General features: G+C 72.0%; 16 protein-coding genes and 2 pseudogenes. 14 read left to right on the plus strand and 4 right to left on the minus strand.

Translation table 11 applies throughout. The annotated features are described in order from the left end of the window. Nucleotides 1-3: 3 nt before the first annotated feature. Nucleotides 4-2061: a protein kinase domain-containing protein gene (locus ACFHWT_RS19195; RefSeq protein ID WP_416596037.1), complete on the minus strand. Its 2058-nt coding sequence runs from the start codon at nucleotides 2059-2061 to the stop codon at nucleotides 4-6. A gap of 472 nt (nucleotides 2062-2533) precedes the next feature. Here ACFHWT_RS19195 and ACFHWT_RS19200 point away from each other — a divergent pair, with 472 nt between their 5' ends. Next, nucleotides 2534-3793, plus strand: a complete 1260-nt coding sequence (locus ACFHWT_RS19200) for an amidohydrolase (RefSeq protein ID WP_416596038.1) — start codon at nucleotides 2534-2536, stop codon at nucleotides 3791-3793. An 8-nt stretch (nucleotides 3794-3801) separates the two neighbouring features. Here ACFHWT_RS19200 and ACFHWT_RS19205 read toward each other — a convergent pair whose 3' ends face one another. Continuing rightward, complete coding sequence (locus ACFHWT_RS19205) at nucleotides 3802-4923, minus strand: DUF4349 domain-containing protein (RefSeq protein WP_416596039.1); 1122 nt, start codon at nucleotides 4921-4923, stop codon at nucleotides 3802-3804. A 127-nt stretch (nucleotides 4924-5050) separates the two neighbouring features. Here ACFHWT_RS19205 and ACFHWT_RS19210 point away from each other — a divergent pair, with 127 nt between their 5' ends. From ACFHWT_RS19210 to ACFHWT_RS19220, 3 genes are read left to right on the plus strand one after another with little or no spacing between them, the layout of a single operon-like run. Further along, nucleotides 5051-5680, plus strand: a complete 630-nt coding sequence (locus tag ACFHWT_RS19210; RefSeq protein ID WP_416596040.1) for an MBL fold metallo-hydrolase — start codon at nucleotides 5051-5053, stop codon at nucleotides 5678-5680. 10 nt (nucleotides 5681-5690) lie between these two features. Beyond that, entirely contained in the window at nucleotides 5691-6587 is an 897-nt protein-coding gene (locus ACFHWT_RS19215) for a hypothetical protein (RefSeq protein ID WP_416596041.1), read from the plus strand. Nucleotides 6588-6642: 55 nt separating this feature from the next. After that, on the plus strand, nucleotides 6643-7440 hold the full coding sequence (locus tag ACFHWT_RS19220; protein WP_416596042.1) for an SCO6745 family protein: 798 nt from the start codon (nucleotides 6643-6645) through the stop codon (nucleotides 7438-7440). Here ACFHWT_RS19220 and ACFHWT_RS19225 read toward each other — a convergent pair. Beyond that, nucleotides 7405-7860, minus strand: a complete 456-nt coding sequence (locus tag ACFHWT_RS19225) for a gamma-glutamylcyclotransferase family protein (RefSeq protein ID WP_278167063.1) — start codon at nucleotides 7858-7860, stop codon at nucleotides 7405-7407. The genes ACFHWT_RS19220 and ACFHWT_RS19225 overlap by 36 nt on opposite strands. Nucleotides 7861-7993: 133 nt before the next feature. Here ACFHWT_RS19225 and ACFHWT_RS19230 point away from each other — a divergent pair, with 133 nt between their 5' ends. From ACFHWT_RS19230 to ACFHWT_RS19275, 10 genes and pseudogenes are all read left to right on the plus strand, one after another. Then, on the plus strand, nucleotides 7994-9397 hold the full coding sequence (locus ACFHWT_RS19230) for an NAD(P)H-quinone dehydrogenase (protein WP_416596043.1): 1404 nt from the start codon (nucleotides 7994-7996) through the stop codon (nucleotides 9395-9397). 427 nt (nucleotides 9398-9824) lie between these two features. After that, on the plus strand, nucleotides 9825-10955 hold the full coding sequence (locus ACFHWT_RS19235; RefSeq protein ID WP_416596044.1) for a helix-turn-helix domain-containing protein: 1131 nt from the start codon (nucleotides 9825-9827) through the stop codon (nucleotides 10953-10955). Nucleotides 10956-11184: 229 nt separating this feature from the next. Beyond that, the gene (locus ACFHWT_RS19240) at nucleotides 11185-11358 is read left to right on the plus strand and encodes a hypothetical protein (RefSeq protein ID WP_416596045.1); all 174 of its coding nucleotides are present in this window, start codon (nucleotides 11185-11187) and stop codon (nucleotides 11356-11358) included. Between the two features lie 16 nt (nucleotides 11359-11374). Next, a complete protein-coding gene (locus ACFHWT_RS19245) occupies nucleotides 11375-11566 on the plus strand; it encodes a hypothetical protein (RefSeq protein WP_416596046.1) in 192 nt (63 codons plus the stop codon). A gap of 223 nt (nucleotides 11567-11789) precedes the next feature. Then, nucleotides 11790-12080 (plus strand): type II toxin-antitoxin system Phd/YefM family antitoxin, encoded by a 291-nt coding sequence (locus ACFHWT_RS19250; protein ID WP_123605419.1) that lies wholly within the window; start codon nucleotides 11790-11792, stop codon nucleotides 12078-12080. After that, a complete protein-coding gene (locus ACFHWT_RS19255) occupies nucleotides 12077-12370 on the plus strand; it encodes a type II toxin-antitoxin system RelE family toxin (protein WP_305036225.1) in 294 nt (97 codons plus the stop codon). The genes ACFHWT_RS19250 and ACFHWT_RS19255 overlap by 4 nt, the downstream gene beginning before the upstream one ends. 21 nt (nucleotides 12371-12391) lie before the next feature. After that, nucleotides 12392-12745: pseudogene (locus ACFHWT_RS19260) on the plus strand (hypothetical protein); the annotation flags it as partial. Beyond that, nucleotides 12739-13035 (plus strand): annotated as a pseudogene (locus ACFHWT_RS19265) (alpha-E domain-containing protein); the annotation flags it as partial. The pseudogenes ACFHWT_RS19260 and ACFHWT_RS19265, both read left to right, overlap by 7 nt. 97 nt (nucleotides 13036-13132) lie before the next feature. After that, on the plus strand, nucleotides 13133-13588 hold the full coding sequence (locus ACFHWT_RS19270; protein WP_416596047.1) for an alpha-E domain-containing protein: 456 nt from the start codon (nucleotides 13133-13135) through the stop codon (nucleotides 13586-13588). After that, the gene (locus tag ACFHWT_RS19275; protein WP_416596048.1) at nucleotides 13585-14535 is read left to right on the plus strand and encodes a transglutaminase family protein; all 951 of its coding nucleotides are present in this window, start codon (nucleotides 13585-13587) and stop codon (nucleotides 14533-14535) included. Before ACFHWT_RS19270 ends, ACFHWT_RS19275 begins: the two co-directional genes overlap by 4 nt. Here the strand turns inward: ACFHWT_RS19275 and ACFHWT_RS19280 are convergent. Beyond that, nucleotides 14499-15935 carry a GuaB1 family IMP dehydrogenase-related protein gene (locus ACFHWT_RS19280; protein ID WP_416596049.1) on the minus strand — a complete coding sequence of 479 codons (1437 nt, stop codon included), beginning with the start codon at nucleotides 15933-15935 and terminating at the stop codon, nucleotides 14499-14501. The two genes, ACFHWT_RS19275 and ACFHWT_RS19280, sit on opposite strands and share 37 nt — an antisense overlap. Between the last annotated feature and the right edge of the window lie 32 nt (nucleotides 15936-15967).

Consider the following 15967-nt stretch of genomic DNA (forward strand, 5'->3'; position numbering starts at 1 on the left):
CGGTCAGCCGGCCTCGGCGAGCTGGAAGGTCCGGACCATCTCCTCGAAGACCGGCAGGCTCTCCTCGAACCGCGCGTCCGGGGTGGTGAGGAAGAAGGAGTACGCCTTGCCGTTGGCGACGACCGCCCGCCACACGCCGTGCCGTTTGTTGTCGCCGTCACCGCAGGTGTACTCGAACTGGACGGCCTGCCGACCGGCCAGCTCGACGTCGGTGGTCATGTCGAGCTGGGCGTACGGGCGGGCGCAGGACTGTGACTCCGGCCGCTTCAGGCCCTTCTCGGCGACCTCGGCCCAACGTTGCACCGACGAACCGGACGGCTCGACCACGATCCGGACCTTCCGGCCCGTGTCGTCCGGGTCGGTGAAATCGGTGTACAGCCCGCCGCTGGCCTTCTCCCAGTTCTCCGGCACGTCGACGGTGACGCCGCGCTCGTTGACGGTCTTCGTCGGGATGGCCGGCACGGGCTCCTCGGTGATCTGCGGCGCGGTCAGCGTCGGCTGCTGGGGTTCGCCGGAGCCGCTGTTGAACAGCGTCACGGACAGCAGCAGGATCAGCAGGGTGGCGCCGGCCGCCGCGCCGATCTGCACCTTCCGGTCCCAGCTCTTCACCTTCTCGACGGTGCTGCCGGTGCCCTGCCGGAGCCCGGCGATCGCCTTGTCCAGCATCGCCCCGGCGGTGGTGGCACCTCCCGGTGCCGGCCGACCGGCCGGCGGTTGGTCCCAGCCCTGCTGCCCGTCGCCCCAGCTCGGCGCCGGCATCGCCCCGGTCGGGCTGAGCAGCGCACCGCCCTGGCTGCCCTGCTGGCCCTGGCCGCCTTGCTGGCCGTGACCGCTCTGCTGGCCGTGGCCGTGCCGGCCCGGCTGCTGCCCACGCGGACCGGGTACGCCGGCCTGGCTGATCGGCATCGCGGCGGTCGCTCCGGCCGCCGGCGAGGTCGGGTTGGCGTTGTCCAGCCCGGCGGCGGACCACTGCGCCGCGCTCGGCATCTGCCGACCGGCCTTGCGCAACTCGGCGAGGCGGTCGGTGAGCGACTCGTCCGGGCCGATCATCGCCCGGCCGCCGATCCTGCCACTCGGCTGGGGCTGCGCCGGCGGTGCCGGTGGGGCCTGCTGCTGCCAACTGGGCGGCCGCTGCACCGAGACCACCGCGTACGGGTCGGTGACCAGGTTGGCCGGGGCCTTGCTGGCCAACGGCCCGGCGAGCAGTTCGCGCAGCATGCTCCGGGCGGTCGGTACGTCGAAGCGTCGCGCCGGGTCCTTCTCCAGCAGGCCGAAGAGCACCTCGGTGAGCGGGCCGGAGCGCACCGGGACGGCGGGCGGGTCCTCGACGACGGCGTGCATGGTCTCGATCGGGTCGCCCTTGTCGAAGGGTGGGCGCCCCTCGACGGCGGTGTAGAGCGTGACGCCGAGGGAGAACAGATCACTCGGCGGCCCGAAGTCCTGGCCCATGGCCCGCTCGGGAGAGATGAAGTGCGGCGAGCCGAGCACCATCCCGGGCGTGGTGAGCTGGACGTCGGTGGGCATCCGGGCGACACCGAAGTCGGTGAGTACGCAGCGACCGTCGGTGCAGATCAGCACGTTGGCCGGCTTGACGTCGCGGTGCAGCACGCCGATGGCGTGGGCGACCTCCAACGCGCCGAGCAGCGCGATGCCGATCTTGGCGACCGCGCGCTGGGCGACCGGGCCGTCCTCGATGACCATGTCGGCGAGGCTGCGGGCGTCCAGCAGCTCCATCACGATCCACGGGCGGCCACCCTCGGTGACCACGTCGTAGACCTGGACCACGGCCGGGTGCTGCAGTGCGGCGGCCGCACGGGCCTCCCGCAGGGTGCGTTCGTACATCGCGTCGCGGTCGCTGGGGGCCAGCCCTGGGGGGAGGACGACCTCCTTGACCGCCACGTCGCGTCGGAGCAGGGTGTCGGTGGCGCGCCAGACGGTGCCCATGCCACCGTGCCCGACCGCGGCACGCAGCGAGTACCGGCCACCGATGGTGGTGCCGGGTGCCGCCCGTGCGCTGGTAGAGCTGACTGGTCCGCCACTCCACGTCGGAATCTGAGTCACAGGAAATGCCGCCGAGAGAAATTGAGGGGCCGGGGAACCAACCCCTCTATCTTGCTGGGTCGCTCGGCGGAACGAAAGCTACGCGCCGAGGTTGGTGAGAAGTCCACTCTGTGTCGTTGTGTGGTAGCCCAATGTACACCGGATCGGACTCTAGGTGCGCAACCCGTCACGGTGTCGTTATCAGATGGCATGCCCCGACCGGGGGGTGTCTCGACAGTCAGATATCTGTCAGTTTTTGGTCGAACCGGCAGCCGGGTCGCTGCGTGGCTCGTTACTCGGCGTAGGAGGTGTGGGACCCATGGCTGCCTACGATGGTGACATTCGGGGCGGACCGCAGCGGTCCGATCGCCTCTACCAGGCATTCCATGACAATACGCGATGCGGTCACTACCCGAATGACGTTGCGCAGCGTTACCGTCCCCGGTCTAGGCTGTCGGAGTCCCATCCCATCCACAGTGATCGAGAATCTGACGTGACGAGTGCGTTGACGTTGCCCACCGGCAGCGAGATGGCGTCGTCCTGGCCCGATCCACTGCCAGGTGCCCACCCCCTGCCGGCCGGGCTGGACCAGTTGCTCGATGTCCGCGGGCGGCAGTTGACCGCGATCCGGCGGCACCTGCACGCCCACCCGGAGCTGTCCGGCCACGAGTTCGAGACCGCCGCGTTCATCGCCAACCAGCTCACCAGGATGGGGCTCACCGCGCGGCTGCTGCCCAAGGGCAACGGCGTCATCTGCGACATCGACGCCGGCCCCGCCGACGGCCCGGTGGTCGCGCTGCGTGCCGACATCGACGCACTGCCGCTGGCCGACGTCAAGGACGTGCCGTACCGGTCGACCGTGCCGGGCGTCTGCCACGCCTGCGGGCACGACGTGCACACGACCGTACTGCTCGGCGTGGCGATGCTGCTCGCCCAGCTCGCCGACCGCGGCGAGCTGCGCCAGCGGGTCCGGCTGATCTTCCAACCGGCGGAGGAGATCCTGCCCTGCGGCTCGCTGGAGGTCATCGCGGCCGGCGGGCTCGAGGACGTCACCCAGATCTTCGCGCTGCACTGCGACCCGAACCTGCCGGTCGGCCGGGTCGGGCTGCGGGTCGGCCCGATCACCGCCGCGGCGGACAACATCAGCGTGCGGCTGTCCGGTCCGGGCGGTCACACCGCCCGCCCGCACCTGACCGTCGACCTGGTCAACGCCCTGGGCCGGCTGGTCACCGAGGTGCCCGCGCTGGTCAACCGGCGGGTGCCGGCCAACGCCGGCCTGCTGCTGGTCTTCGGTCAGGCGTCCGCCGGCACCCAGTACAACGTGATTCCCAACGAGGCCAGCGCCGCCGGCACCCTGCGGGTACTCGACCGGCCGACCTGGGACGCCGCACCGGACATCGTCACCCAGATCATCCGGGAAGTGGTCGCCCCGACCGGCGCGACGGTCGACATCGAGTACCTGCGCGGTCGACCACCGGTGATCAACGATGCCGCCGCGATCGGCGTACTCACCGCCGCCACCGCGGCGGCCCTCGGCCCCGCCGCGGTCGCCGACACCCCGCAGAGCATGGGTGGCGAGGACTTCTCCTGGTACCTGGAGTACGTGCCGGGTGCCCTGGCCCGGCTCGGCGTTGGCCGCGCCGAGGCCGGCAGCGACCTGCACCGCGCCTCGTTCGACGTGGACGAGCGGGCGATCGCCGTCGGCGTCCGCCTGCTCGTCCACACCGTGCTGCAGCTGGCCGCGGCCGACTGACCGGCGGATTAGCTGACCGGCGCGTCGCCGGTGACTCGGCTGTCGTCCGTGCGGTCACCTTCCGTACCGCCGTCGTCACCTCGCGGTGCCGGCACCGGTGCGCCGCCAGCGGGTGCGGTGACGGCCGGTGCGGTGACGGCCGGGACCGGCCGGGACCGGCCCCGCGTCTTCCGCACCAGCCAGAACACCCCCACCGCGGGTACGCCGAGAGCGATCAGCCATGGCAGCAGCGCGCCGAGCACGGTGACCAGCACCTGCATCGATCCGACGAACGCCCGCCAACCGGCCCCCAGCCCGGCCAGGAACCCCAGCTCCGACTCGTCGTCGACCGGTGGCGGCGCGTCCGGGCCGACCAGCTCGACGGTGATCCGGGACAGCGTCACCAGGTCGTCCAGGCCACGTTTGCGGGCCTCCAGCGACGCCAGATCCGCCTCCCGCTTGGCCAGCTCCGACTCCAGCATCACCAGGTCGGCCAGGGTCTCCGCCTCGGCCAGTAGCGCCCGGCCGCTGCGCACCCGGGCCTGCTGGGTGGTGATCCGGGCGTCCAGGTCCAGCACCTCCTCGGTGACGTCCTGGGTGGTCAGCTCCCGGCTGACTTCCTCGCCGAGGCGGGACAGCCGGTCGACGACCTGGTCGAACTGCTCCGCCGGCACCCGCAGCTCCAGCGTGGCCCGGCCGTACGACTCGTACTCGGAGCGTTGGTCGCGCCCGACGAACCCGCCGACCGAGGTGGCGATCGTCGCCGCCTCGCCGGCCTTCGCCGGCACGTCGGTCACCTGCACGGTGATCGACCCGGAGTAGATGATCGACCGGTTGCCCACCGCCAGGTCGACCGGCGAGGTCCCGTCCGGCCGGTCGGCCTGGCCGCCCCGCTCACCGCCGCCGGCCGGGTCCGCTCCGGCTGCCTCCTCGCCGCCCGCATCGTCCCCGCCGGTCAGCCCGCCGTCGCCCGGCGCACCACCCGCCGGTGCCGGCTCGGCCCGTTGCGGCATGTCGGCGGAGCTGCTGATCCCGGAGTCCTCCGATCCCGAGCAACCGGTCAGGATCAGCAGGGCGAGCAGGGCCGCCGTCCCGGTCGCCGCGCCGCGTCGGCCACGCTGGCGCCACCGGCCTCGTCTTGCGTTGTTCACTGTCAAGGGGTGCTCCTCGGAATCGTCATACGCTTTCACCAGGTGTCGTTCAGACGCGCGGCGCGAGCCGGCCGGTTCCGGCAGACTGCGAGGCGGCAGATCACGATTCGGCTCACAGGGGGTCACGGTGCGACTGACCAAGTTCGGGCATTCCTGCGTACGGGTGGAACACGACGGCGCGGTGCTGGTGATCGACCCGGGCGCGTTCAGCGAGCCGGCCGCGCTCGACGGTGTCGACGCGGTCCTCGTCACCCACGAACACTTCGACCACCTCGACGTCGGCCAGTTGACCGATGCGCTCGCCCGACGACCCTCGGTGACCATCCACACCCATCCCTCGGTTGTGTCCAAGCTGGACGGACTCGGTGAGGTGGCGACCGCCGTCGAGTCCGGGGAGCGCTTCGAGGCCGCCGGTGTCCCGGTCCGGGCGTACGGGGGATGGCACGCCGAGATCCACCCCGACCTGCCCCGGGTGCCCAACCTCGGCTTCCTGATCGCCGACTCGGTCTACCACCCGGGTGACTCGTTCGACGTGCCTACCGACGCCGAGGTGGACACCCTGTTCGTGCCGGTCTCCGCGCCCTGGCTGAAGCTCTCCGAGGCGGTCGGGTTCGTCCGCGCGGTGGCCCCGCGCCGGGCGCTCGCGCTGCACGACGGGTTGCTCAACGACGCCGGGCACAAGGTCACCGACGGCAACATGACCAAGCTGGCCGGCTGCGACTACGCCCGGCTGCCGGCCGGCACCTCGGTACGCTGAGCCGGGCGCCGTGACCGGCAGCGTAGTGCCCGCCGAGGTGGTGCGACAGCTGTACGCGGTACCGCCCGCGCGGTTCGTCGCGGCCCGTACCGAGGCCGTCTCGGCTGCCCGGGGCAGCGACCCGGACACCGCCCGGGCCATCGGCAAGCTCCGCAAACCGACGGTGGCCGCCTGGCTGGTCAACCTGCTCGCCCTGCGCCGCGCCGACCTGCTCGACGGTCTGGTGGAGCTGTCCGGGCAGTTGCGCGCCGCCCAGCGGGAGCTGCGGGGCCCGGCCCTGCGGGAGCTGTCGACCCGGCGGCGGGCGCTGGTCGACGGGCTGGTGGCCGAGTGCCGGGAGCTGGCCGTCGCGGAGGACCCGGCGGTGGCGTCGACGAAGCTGCCGTTGGGCGAGGTCGAGGCGACCCTGTCCGCCGCCCTCGCCGACGAGGAGATCGCCGCCCAGGTGCGGTCCGGCCGGCTGGTCCGCGCGGTCGACTACGCCGGTTTCGGCGAGGTCCCGCGGCCCCGGTTGCGGCTGGTCGGCCCGGACGACGAGGTGGCCGCCGCCGATCAGCCGACCCGGCCGGCCGAGCCTGAGCGGGCGGCGGACAAGGCTGCTCGTGCGCTGGCCGCCCGCCGGCAGCGGTTGGTCGACGAGCTGGACAAAGCCGAGGCCGGCCAGCGGGCCGCCCGCTCCGAACTCGACCGGGCCGTCGCCGCCGAGCAGGCCGCGGCCGACGCCGTCGCCGAGGCGCAGCGTCAACTGGCCGAATGGGAACGGCGACGCTCAGCAGCCGAGCGGGAGCATGCCCGTCGTAAGGTGGCGCGCAAGACTGCGGAACGGGCAGCCGTTGCCGCCCGACGGTACGCCGGCGACGTGGCAGCCGCGCTGGAGGACCTGCCCGGGCCGCAGACCGACCGCTGACCGGAGAGCCGGTGGCGGTGACCGGCCGGGCGGGTGGGCGAAAGGCGATGACGCGGTGATTCCCGATCAGGCGGCCGGCGCGTGCCGGCGCAGCCTGCACGAGTTGAGTACGGCGTACCAGGAATGTCCGCGCACGTTGAGCCGGGCGCGCCAACTGGGGCTCAGCGGCTGGGCGTTCCACATCGCCGGTCGGGCCGGGGTGCTCGGCGGCGTACCGGCCGAAACGGTCGCGGCCGTGCTCGGATTCATCGCCGCCGACGCGGTGGCCGACGGCTGGCAGGCCGCCGGCGCGGTGATAGACCCGACCGAGGTGGCGGCGGTGAGCATGGCCGAATGCTGCCGGTGGGGTGTCGAGCTGCTCGGCGACTGCCCGCAGGTGGACCGGCTGGCCGAGCTGGCCGAGGCGGTGGTGGGGGCGGCGGACGCGACCGCGATGCCGCTGTTCGCCGCCTGGCGGGCGATGTCCCGGCCGGACGACACGGCCGGGGCGCGGGCCGCCGTCGCGGTGCGACTGCTCGCCGAGCACCGCTCCGGGGCACACCTGATGGCGGTACGGGTGGCCGGGCTGACGCCGGTGGAGGCGCTGCTGGGCGGCCCGGACGGGACGAAGGCCGCGGTCGCGGCCGGGTGGTCGCCGCCGTGGCCACCGGTCGGCCCGCTGATCCGCCGCCGGTTGTGGGCGGACCGGGTGACCAACCGGATCACCGGTCAGGCGTTCGCCGCGCTGCGTGCGGAGCACCGGCGGGAACTCGTCGAGCTGCTGCACGCCGCGCTGTCCCACGTGCGGCCGGCGACCGGTCGACCGGCGGAAGGCAGGTCAGGCGGTGGCGGTACGGGTGGGTCGCTTCCGTAGCTCGGCGACGTAGTCGTCCGGCGCGCCGGCCTTTTCGGCGGCGTTGGCGATCTCCGACAGGTACCAGGCGGTGGGCAGCCCGCCCTCGTACCCGTCGAAGACGTAGACCCAGGCGGTGACCGCACCATCGAGGGTGACCGCCCGTACGGTCAGCCGCCGGTAGGTGCCGGACAACGCGCCCTCGACCTCGTCGAGCTGCGCGGCGTCCCACGGGTGTACGTCGTAGAGTGCGACGAAGACTCGGTCGCCGGGCGACTCCACGATGGTGGTGACCGCTCCCTCCCAGCCGATCACCCCCTCACCGGCGAAGGTGAGCCGCCAGCCTTCCAGCCAGCCGGTGCCCACCATTGGCGAATGCGGACAGTAAGCACGCATCCGAGCAGGGTCGAGGTTTGAGCCATACGCGGCGTAGTGACGCACGGCGATGACGATAGCCCGGCAGGGGGGTGGGGGAGAATACGAGTGAGCGTGTCGCGTGTCGGGCGACCGGTCGGCGGCCGTAGTCAGCCGGGTGTTTCGTCAGCAAAAGTTCGAGTTTGGGGAGAGAGTCGTTTTGAAGCGGATAGTGATAATCGGCGGTGGCCCGGCCGGCTACGAGGCGGCGTTGGTCGCGGCACAGCTGCGGGCCGACGTCACGGTGGTCGAGGCGGACGGGGCCGGCGGCGCCTGCGTGCTGTCCGACTGCGTCCCATCCAAGACCTTCATCGCCAGCTCAGAGGTGGTCACCGGGTACCGGGACACCGAGGAGTTCGGCATCGACTCCGATGGGCTGGAGGCGGTCACCGTCGACGCCGCCGCAGTGCACGCGCGGGTCAAGCGGCTCGCACTGGCCCAGTCGGCCGACGTACACAGCAAACTCGTCAAAGCCGGTGTGACATTCGTCGCGGGGCGGGCCCGACTCGGTGAGGACACGCTCGGTCACACCCACCGGGTGCTCGTCAGCCCCGACAGTGGTGACGCTGAGTACCCGATCGAGGCGTCGACCGTACTGGTCGCCACCGGTGCCACCCCCCGGCAACTGCCCACCGCCGTGCCCGACGGCGAACGCATCCTGACCTGGCGGCAGGTCTACGACCTGCCGGCGCTGCCCGAGCACCTGGTAGTGGTCGGTTCCGGGGTGACCGGTGCCGAGTTCGCCAGCGCGTACCTGGCGATGGGGGTGCCGGTGACCCTCGTCTCCAGCCGGGACCGGGTGATGCCGCACGAGGACGCCGACGCGGCGATGGCGATCGAGCAGGTGTTCCGGGCCCGGGGCATGACGATCCTGAACAACTCGCGCGCCGACGCGGTCAGCCGGGTCGGCGACGGCGTCGAGGTGCGGCTCAGCGACGGCCGTACGGTGACCGCCTCGCACGCGCTGATCGCGGTCGGCTCGGTGCCGAACACGGCGGACCTGGGGCTCGCCGAGTACGGGGTGACCGTCGCGGACAGTGGGCACGTGCCGGTGGACCGGGTGTCGCGTACCAACGTGCCGGGCATCTACGCCGCCGGCGACTGCACCGGCGTGCTGCCGCTGGCCAGCGTCGCGGCGATGCAGGGCCGGATCGCGATGTGGCACGCGCTCGGCGAGGCGGTGGTGCCGCTGCGGCTGCGTACCGTCGCGGCGAACGTCTTCACCGATCCGGAGCTGGCCACCGTCGGGGTGTCCCAGGACGAGGTGGACGACGGGCGGGTGCAGGCCCGGCAGGTGATGCTGCCGCTGGCCGGCAACGCCCGAGCGAAGATGGCCGACCTGCGGGACGGCTTCGTCAAGCTGTTCTGCCGCCCGGCCAGCGGGCAGATCATCGGCGGGGTGGTGGTGGCCCCCAAGGCCAGCGAGTTGATCATGCCGATCACCGTCGCGGTGGAGAACCACATGACGGTGAGCCAGTTGGCGCACACAATCACAATTTATCCTTCGTTGTCCGGATCAGTCGCTGAAGCCGCACGTCAGCTCATGTGGCATGACGAAGAGTGATTGATTAGGAACTTTCGGGGGCGGCGCGGATCGGCCAGGAAGGCGTACGGTTGACGCGGCAACATCCGCTACCCACGGATCCCCCCGTTCCCGGTGGTCGCGGACGACGCCCGGGCTGCCGGCAGGTCCCGTGCCGGCAGCCCGCCCCCGCCTCGCGGTGCTGGTCGAACTGGCGAGGGCGAGCCGGCGTCGCGTGGCCAGGTGCCGAGGGAACCCACATTGTTGTCTCGGGCCCGTTCAGACAACAATGACGGTTCCCTCGACGGCGCGAAGCAACTGCCGAGCACCCGGACGATACGACGGGGTCGGCGTGCAGGCCGACCCCTACCGAGCAGCGTAGCGGCGGTGGCCGGTCCGGCGTACCGTCGCGATGAGGACGCTGGCCGGTGCAGTGGCCAGCCGTCAACATCCGTGTGGGAGGGGCTCTGTGCGCGTCGTCGACCCGCGTCTACCCGCGACACTGCGGGCGCTACGGGAGCAGGCAGGCCTGTCACTACGTGACCTCGCCCGGATCGTCTACTCCAGCCGGTCACATTTGCACGACATCGAGCAGAGCCGCCGAAAGCCACCGCCCGAGCTGCTTGCGCGTCTCGACGACGCGCTCAAGGCCGGAGGACGGCTCACCGCGATGATCCACACACCGGCCACGGTGCTCGACGGCGACCAGGTCGCCCGGCTGCACCACGCGAGCCGCACCAACCAGATCAGCGCAGGCGGAATTGCGGCACTCGCCGATCTGCTCGCGGCCCAGCGGCGACTGGACGACGCGGTCGGCTCGGGCTCGGTGCTCCTGGCGGCCGCGATGCAGCTCGACGTCATCACGGGCCTCGTCCGCGACGCTGCCGGCGCGAACCGGCGCGCCCTGGTCGACGTCGCGGGGCAGTGGGCGCAATTCGTTGGCTGGTTGTACGCAGCAGTGGGCGACGCCGCCGGAGCTGAGCGGACGTGGGCTGCCGGGCTCGCGTGGACCGCCGAGACCGGAGACACCGACCTCGCCGCCACGATCCTGAGCTTCCGTGGCTACGCCGCCGAGCATCAGGGCCAGGCTGGCGCGATGATCTCGCTGTCGCAGGCCGCGCAGCGCCAGCCGGGTGTCCACCCTGGCCAGCTGGCGTACAGTGCCGGTCAGGAGGCGCGCGGTATGGCCTCCTGCGGGCATCGGCCCAGCGCAGTGCTCGGCGTCCTGGACCGGTCCGCCGAGCACGCTACCCGGCAGTTCGAGCGTCCGGTGCCGCCCTGGAACTACTTTCATACCGGCGCGTTCTTCCTGGTACAGAAGGGCGTCGTCCTCCTGCACCTCGCCGACGCCGGCCATCCGGGCTACGCCGAGAAGGCCGTAGAACTGCTTGCCACCGGCCTCGCGCCGGACCGGCGGCGGCCCGGTTGGTCCGGCGCACACCTGTGCGACCTTGGCGGTGCCCACGCACACATCGGCGACCGTCGAGCGGCGGAGCAGGCGTACACCGAGGCTGCCTCGGTAGCGGCCACCACAGGGGACGACCGCCTCGCCGCCAGGGCGTCCGCAGGTGTCCGCGCTCTGTCCGCACCGTCCGCGTAACTGTGCGATCGGTAGACCGCCACGCGTCGTGGCCGGCACTCTACGTGCGGGTCGTGTAGCTGCGCTGGAGCGCCGCAGGGCGTGCGGCCCGTACGGCCCGGTCCTGCTCGGTACCCCGCGAATGCCCTCGCGTGGGATCCGCGGGAACGGGCCCCAGATCGGCGGCGGTCTGGCCGGGTTCCCCCGTGCCCGCCGGGCCGTCGCCCTCGCTGACACGAGGAGCGCGAAGATGATCGGCAAGTGGTTTCTCCGGGTCGACGCCGTGGTCGACGTCGTCCGTCCGGTGCCCGGCCGTCGCCGGTACGCCGACCAGCCGGCCCGGCCCGGGACCGGTCGGCCGGCGACCCGTACCGACCGGGCTGACCGGCGGGGCGGCAACGGCGGCCGGTACTACCTGTCGTGACCGGCGGGGTGGGGCGGTGACCGTGATGGACGACGGGCCGGTCACCGACCGGGACCTCGACGAGGCGGCGGCCGGCGCGGTGCAAGCGCATGACGCTGGCCGCCGCTGCCACACCGGCTGCCCTGGCACCACCGACTGCCGGCAGTTGTCGTGGGCACGGATCCGCCGGGCCGCCGCCGAGTACCGCCGCATCCGACGGTCGATCTGAGCCGCAGCGCACGATCTGATCGACTGCGACGGCTGCCGGACCTTACGGCGTCGCCAGACCCATGGTGCTTTTAAAGCCTGATGCCACAGGTGCATCAAGATGCACCTGTGGCATCAGGTTCGGTCGGACAACCCAACCCACGAGGTGACGCTGCGTAATTCGTCGGACCCTGGAGCGATCGGAAACTGTACAGAATTCGCGCCAGTTCTGTTAGGCTGACGACATGACGATCATGCCGTTCACTGATGCCCGCAACAGGCTCTCGGAGCTGATCGAGGAAGTCGAACGTACCCACGAGCGCATCGAGATCACGCGCCATGGACGCCCGGTCGCGGTTCTCATCTCTCCGGACGATCTCGCCGCGCTGGAGGAGACTCTGGACGTACTTTCCAGCCCGGAGGCCATGCGCCAGCTCGCCGAGTCCCGGGCGGCCATCGCGGCCGGTGACGTACTGGATGCCAGCCAGGTAGCCGCGCTGATGGCCAGCCGGGCTCCGTCATCTGGTGACCAGTGAGTCAGCCCTCGGACCAGCGGCCCTATCAGATCCGTATCGCCGGACCGGCGGCCCGTGCCCTTGCCGGGCGGCTGCCGGAGAAGGTCGCGACAGCCGTCTACGAGTTCGTCACCACTGTGTTGATCAACAACCCGCACCGGCTCGGTAAACCGCTAATGCTCCCGCCCTACGAAGGGACCTGGTCGGCCCGGCGCGGCGCCTACCGGGTCCTCTACGAGATCGATGATGAGCGGTACGTGGTCACGGTCACCGCCGTCGAGCATCGCGGCGATGCCTACCGGTCGCGCTGACCGGCGCGACGGACACGTCCGGACCTGCGTCCGTTCGCGGTCAACGACGGCGACCGGGTCTGGGTACTGCCCGGCGGCCTGACCCGGGTGGCGTTGCCCGAAGGCGCCCTGGTGGTCAACTCCAGCCAGGGCGGTGCCTCCAAGGACACCTGGGTGCTGGCGTCGCCGACCGCCACGCCGCACCCGGACGACGCGCCGGTGCTCGCCGACCTGACCGTCGGCGGTGCCGACCAGTCGCCGACCGCGCCGACCCCGGACCCCGGCCCCGGCATCGCCGAGACCTCCGCCCGACAGCAGCAGCAGCAACAACAGCAGCAGCAGGAACAACGGCAGGTCCAAGGACCACAGGTACGCGGGGAGGGCGGTGGATGCTGAGCCGGATCGCCGAGTCGCTCTACTGGATCGGCCGGTACGTGGAGCGGGCCGAGGACACCTCCCGCATCCTCGACGTACACCTGCACCGGATCTTCTCCGATCCGTGGGTGGCCGAGGAGACTGCCTGCCGGTCGCTGCTCGGCGTGATGGGCGTCGACGTCGACGACCAGCCGGTGTCGTCGGCGCGGCTCGTCGGCCTGCTCGGCCTCGACGGACGTAACGCCAGCTCGGTCGTCGGGTCGCTGGCCGCCGCCCGGGAGAACGCCCGGGGTGCTCGGGAGACGATCTCGTCGGAGATGTGGGAGTGCCTCAACGCCACCTGGCACGGGCTGCCGGACGCCCGCCGTCGGGTCGAGCAGCAGCGGACGCAGCATCGAACGGGTCGACATGACCGCCCGGCTGCTCTCCACCCACGTACGGGCCGGCGGCAGCATCCCGTCCTGGTTGACCCTGCTGCGCTCGTGCGGTGCCTGGGAGACCTTCCTTCGCACCTACCGTGGCTCACTGGACGACCAGCACGCGGCTGAGTTTCTGCTGCTGGACCGGCTCTTCCCCCGGTCGGTGTTCGCCGCGTTGACCGCCGCCGAGTCCTGCCTGGCCGAGCTGGAACGGACCGTCGGCACCGGGTCGACCGGCCGGTCCGGGGCGGTCACCGACGCGCAGCGGATCATCGGACGGGCCCGGACCAACCTCGAGTTCCGGGGCGCAGACGAACTTCTCGCCGATCTGGCCGCCGTGCTGGACAACCTGGAGCGCACCTGTTCACACCTGAACTACGCGGTGTCCCGGCGGTACTTCCGGCAGACCTCGGCGGTGCTCTGGCTTCCGGAGGCGGTGGCGTGAGCGTGCACTCCTGGCGGCTGAAGGTGGAGCACCGCACCGGGTTCAGCTACGCCGGCCAGGTCGGGTCGTCGTACAACGAGGCCCGGATGTCGCCACGCAACGAGGCCCGCCAGGCGGTGCTGGAGGCCCGGGTCGAGGTCTTCCCACCGGCCCGCACCTACCGGTACGACGACTACTGGGGCACCGGGGTGACCGCCTTCGACGTGCACTCCCCGCACGACGCGCTGGAGGTCGCCGCGATCTCCACGGTGGAGACCCTGCCGCCGGGGCACCTGCTCGACGCGGCGGATTCAGCCGGCTGGGCCGATCTCGCCCGACCCGAGCAGGTGGACCAGTGGCACGAGTTCCTGCTGCCCACTCCGCGTACCGCCGTGGATGACGAGCTGACCGCGTTGGCCGAGTCGGTGCGGGCCGCCCACCTGACGCCGCACGCCGCGGCGTTGGCGATCTGCGAGCAGGTCCGCGAGCAGGTCGCCTACACCACCGGTTCGACCGGGGTGCAGTCTGACGCGGTGCACGCCTGGCGGCAGCGCAAAGGCGTCTGCCAGGGCATCAGCCACCTGGTGGTGGGGTTGCTGCGGGTCACCTGCACGCCGGCCCGGTACGTCTCCGGCTACCCGCACCCCAGCCCGGACGCGGCGACCGGTGAACGGGTCGTCGGGCAGAGCCACGCCTGGGTGGAATGGTGGGCCGGCCGGTGGACGGCGTTCGACCCGACCAACGGGATCCCGGTCGGCGAACGGCACGTGGTGGTCGGCCGGGGCCGGGAGTACGGCGACGTGCCACCGCTGAAAGGGGGTGTACGCCGGACCGGCGAACACCGGTCAGGGCGTCGAGGTGGCGATCACCCGGCTGCGCTGAACCGCGACCGCGCCCAGCTACTGGACCGCGCCCAGCTACTGGACCGCAATCACCAGCTGCCGGCCACCGGCAACCCTTCGGTGTAGCCGGCGGTGCTCTGCACCCCGACGACCGCCCGGTCGTGGAACTCGGCCAGGGTCGCCGCCCCGACGTAGGTGCAGGCGCTGCGTACCCCGGCGACGATCTCGTCGATCAGGTCCTCCACGCCGGGCCGGGCCGGGTCGAGGAACATCCGCGCCGACGAGATCCCTTCCTCGAAGACCGCCTTGCGGGCCCGCTCGAACGGGCTGTCGTCGGCGGTACGGGCGCTGACCGCCCGGGCCGACGCCATACCGAAACTCTCCTTGTAGCGGCGGCCGTCCGGATCGGTGTAGATATCGCCGGGCGACTCGTAGGTGCCGGCGAACCAGGAGCCGATCATCACGTTGGCCGCGCCGGCGGCCAGGGCCAGCGCCACGTCGCGCGGGTGCCGTACCCCACCGTCGGCCCAGACGTGCCGGCCCCGCCGGCGGGCCGCCGCAGCGCATTCCAGTACGGCGGAGAACTGCGGCCGGCCGACCCCGGTCATCATCCTGGTGGTGCACATCGCGCCCGGCCCGACGCCGACCTTGACGATGTCGGCACCGGCGTCGATCAGGTCGTCGACCCCGGCGGCGGTGACCACGTTGCCGGCCACCACCGGCACCGCCGGGTCCAGTTTGCGCACCGCGCGTACCGCGGCCAGCATCCGTTCCTGATGGCCGTGCGCGGTGTCCACCACGATGGTGTCGACCCCGGCGGCGAGCAGCGCGGTGGCCTTGCCGGTGACGTCGCCGTTGATGCCGACGGCGGCCGCCACCCGTAGCCGGCCGGCATCGTCGACCGCCGGCCGGTACAGGGTGGCGCGCAGCGCGCCGGCCCGGGTCAGCACCCCGACCAGCCGGCCGGCGGCGTCGACCACCGGCGCGGCCCGCCGCCGGCCCTGCGCCATCAGGTCGAACCCGGTACGCGGGTCGGTGGTCTCCGGCACGGTCAGCGGCTCGCGTGACATCACGTCCCGCAGCTGGGCGAAGCGGTCGACGCCGGCGCAGTCGGACTCGGTGACGATGCCGACCGGACGCCCGGCCTCGACCACGATCACCGCGCCGTGGGACCGCTTGGGCAGCAGGTGGATGGCGTCGCCGACGGTGTCGGTGGGGGCCAGGGTCAGCGCCGTGTCGTGCACCCGGTGCCGTCGCTTGACCCAGGCGACCACCTCGGCGATCACCTCGATCGGGATGTCCTGCGGGATCACCGCCAGGCCGCCCCGCCGAGCGACGGTCTCGGCCATCCGCCGGCCGGCCACCGCGGTCATGTTGGCGGCGATGATCGGGACGGTGGTGCCGGTGCCGTCCGTGGTGGCCAGATCGACGTCGAGGCGGGACGCCACGTCGGAGCGGTTGGGCACCAGGAAGACGTCGTTGTAGGTGAGCTCGTGCGCGCCGGGCACGTCGGAAGTGAACCGCACTCGGCCATCATGCCCGCCCGGCGGGCCAACAT

It is taken from the genome of Micromonospora sp. LOL_021 (assembly GCF_048060215.1).
In the GTDB taxonomy this organism is placed as follows: Bacteria; Actinomycetota; Actinomycetes; order Mycobacteriales; family Micromonosporaceae; genus Micromonospora_E.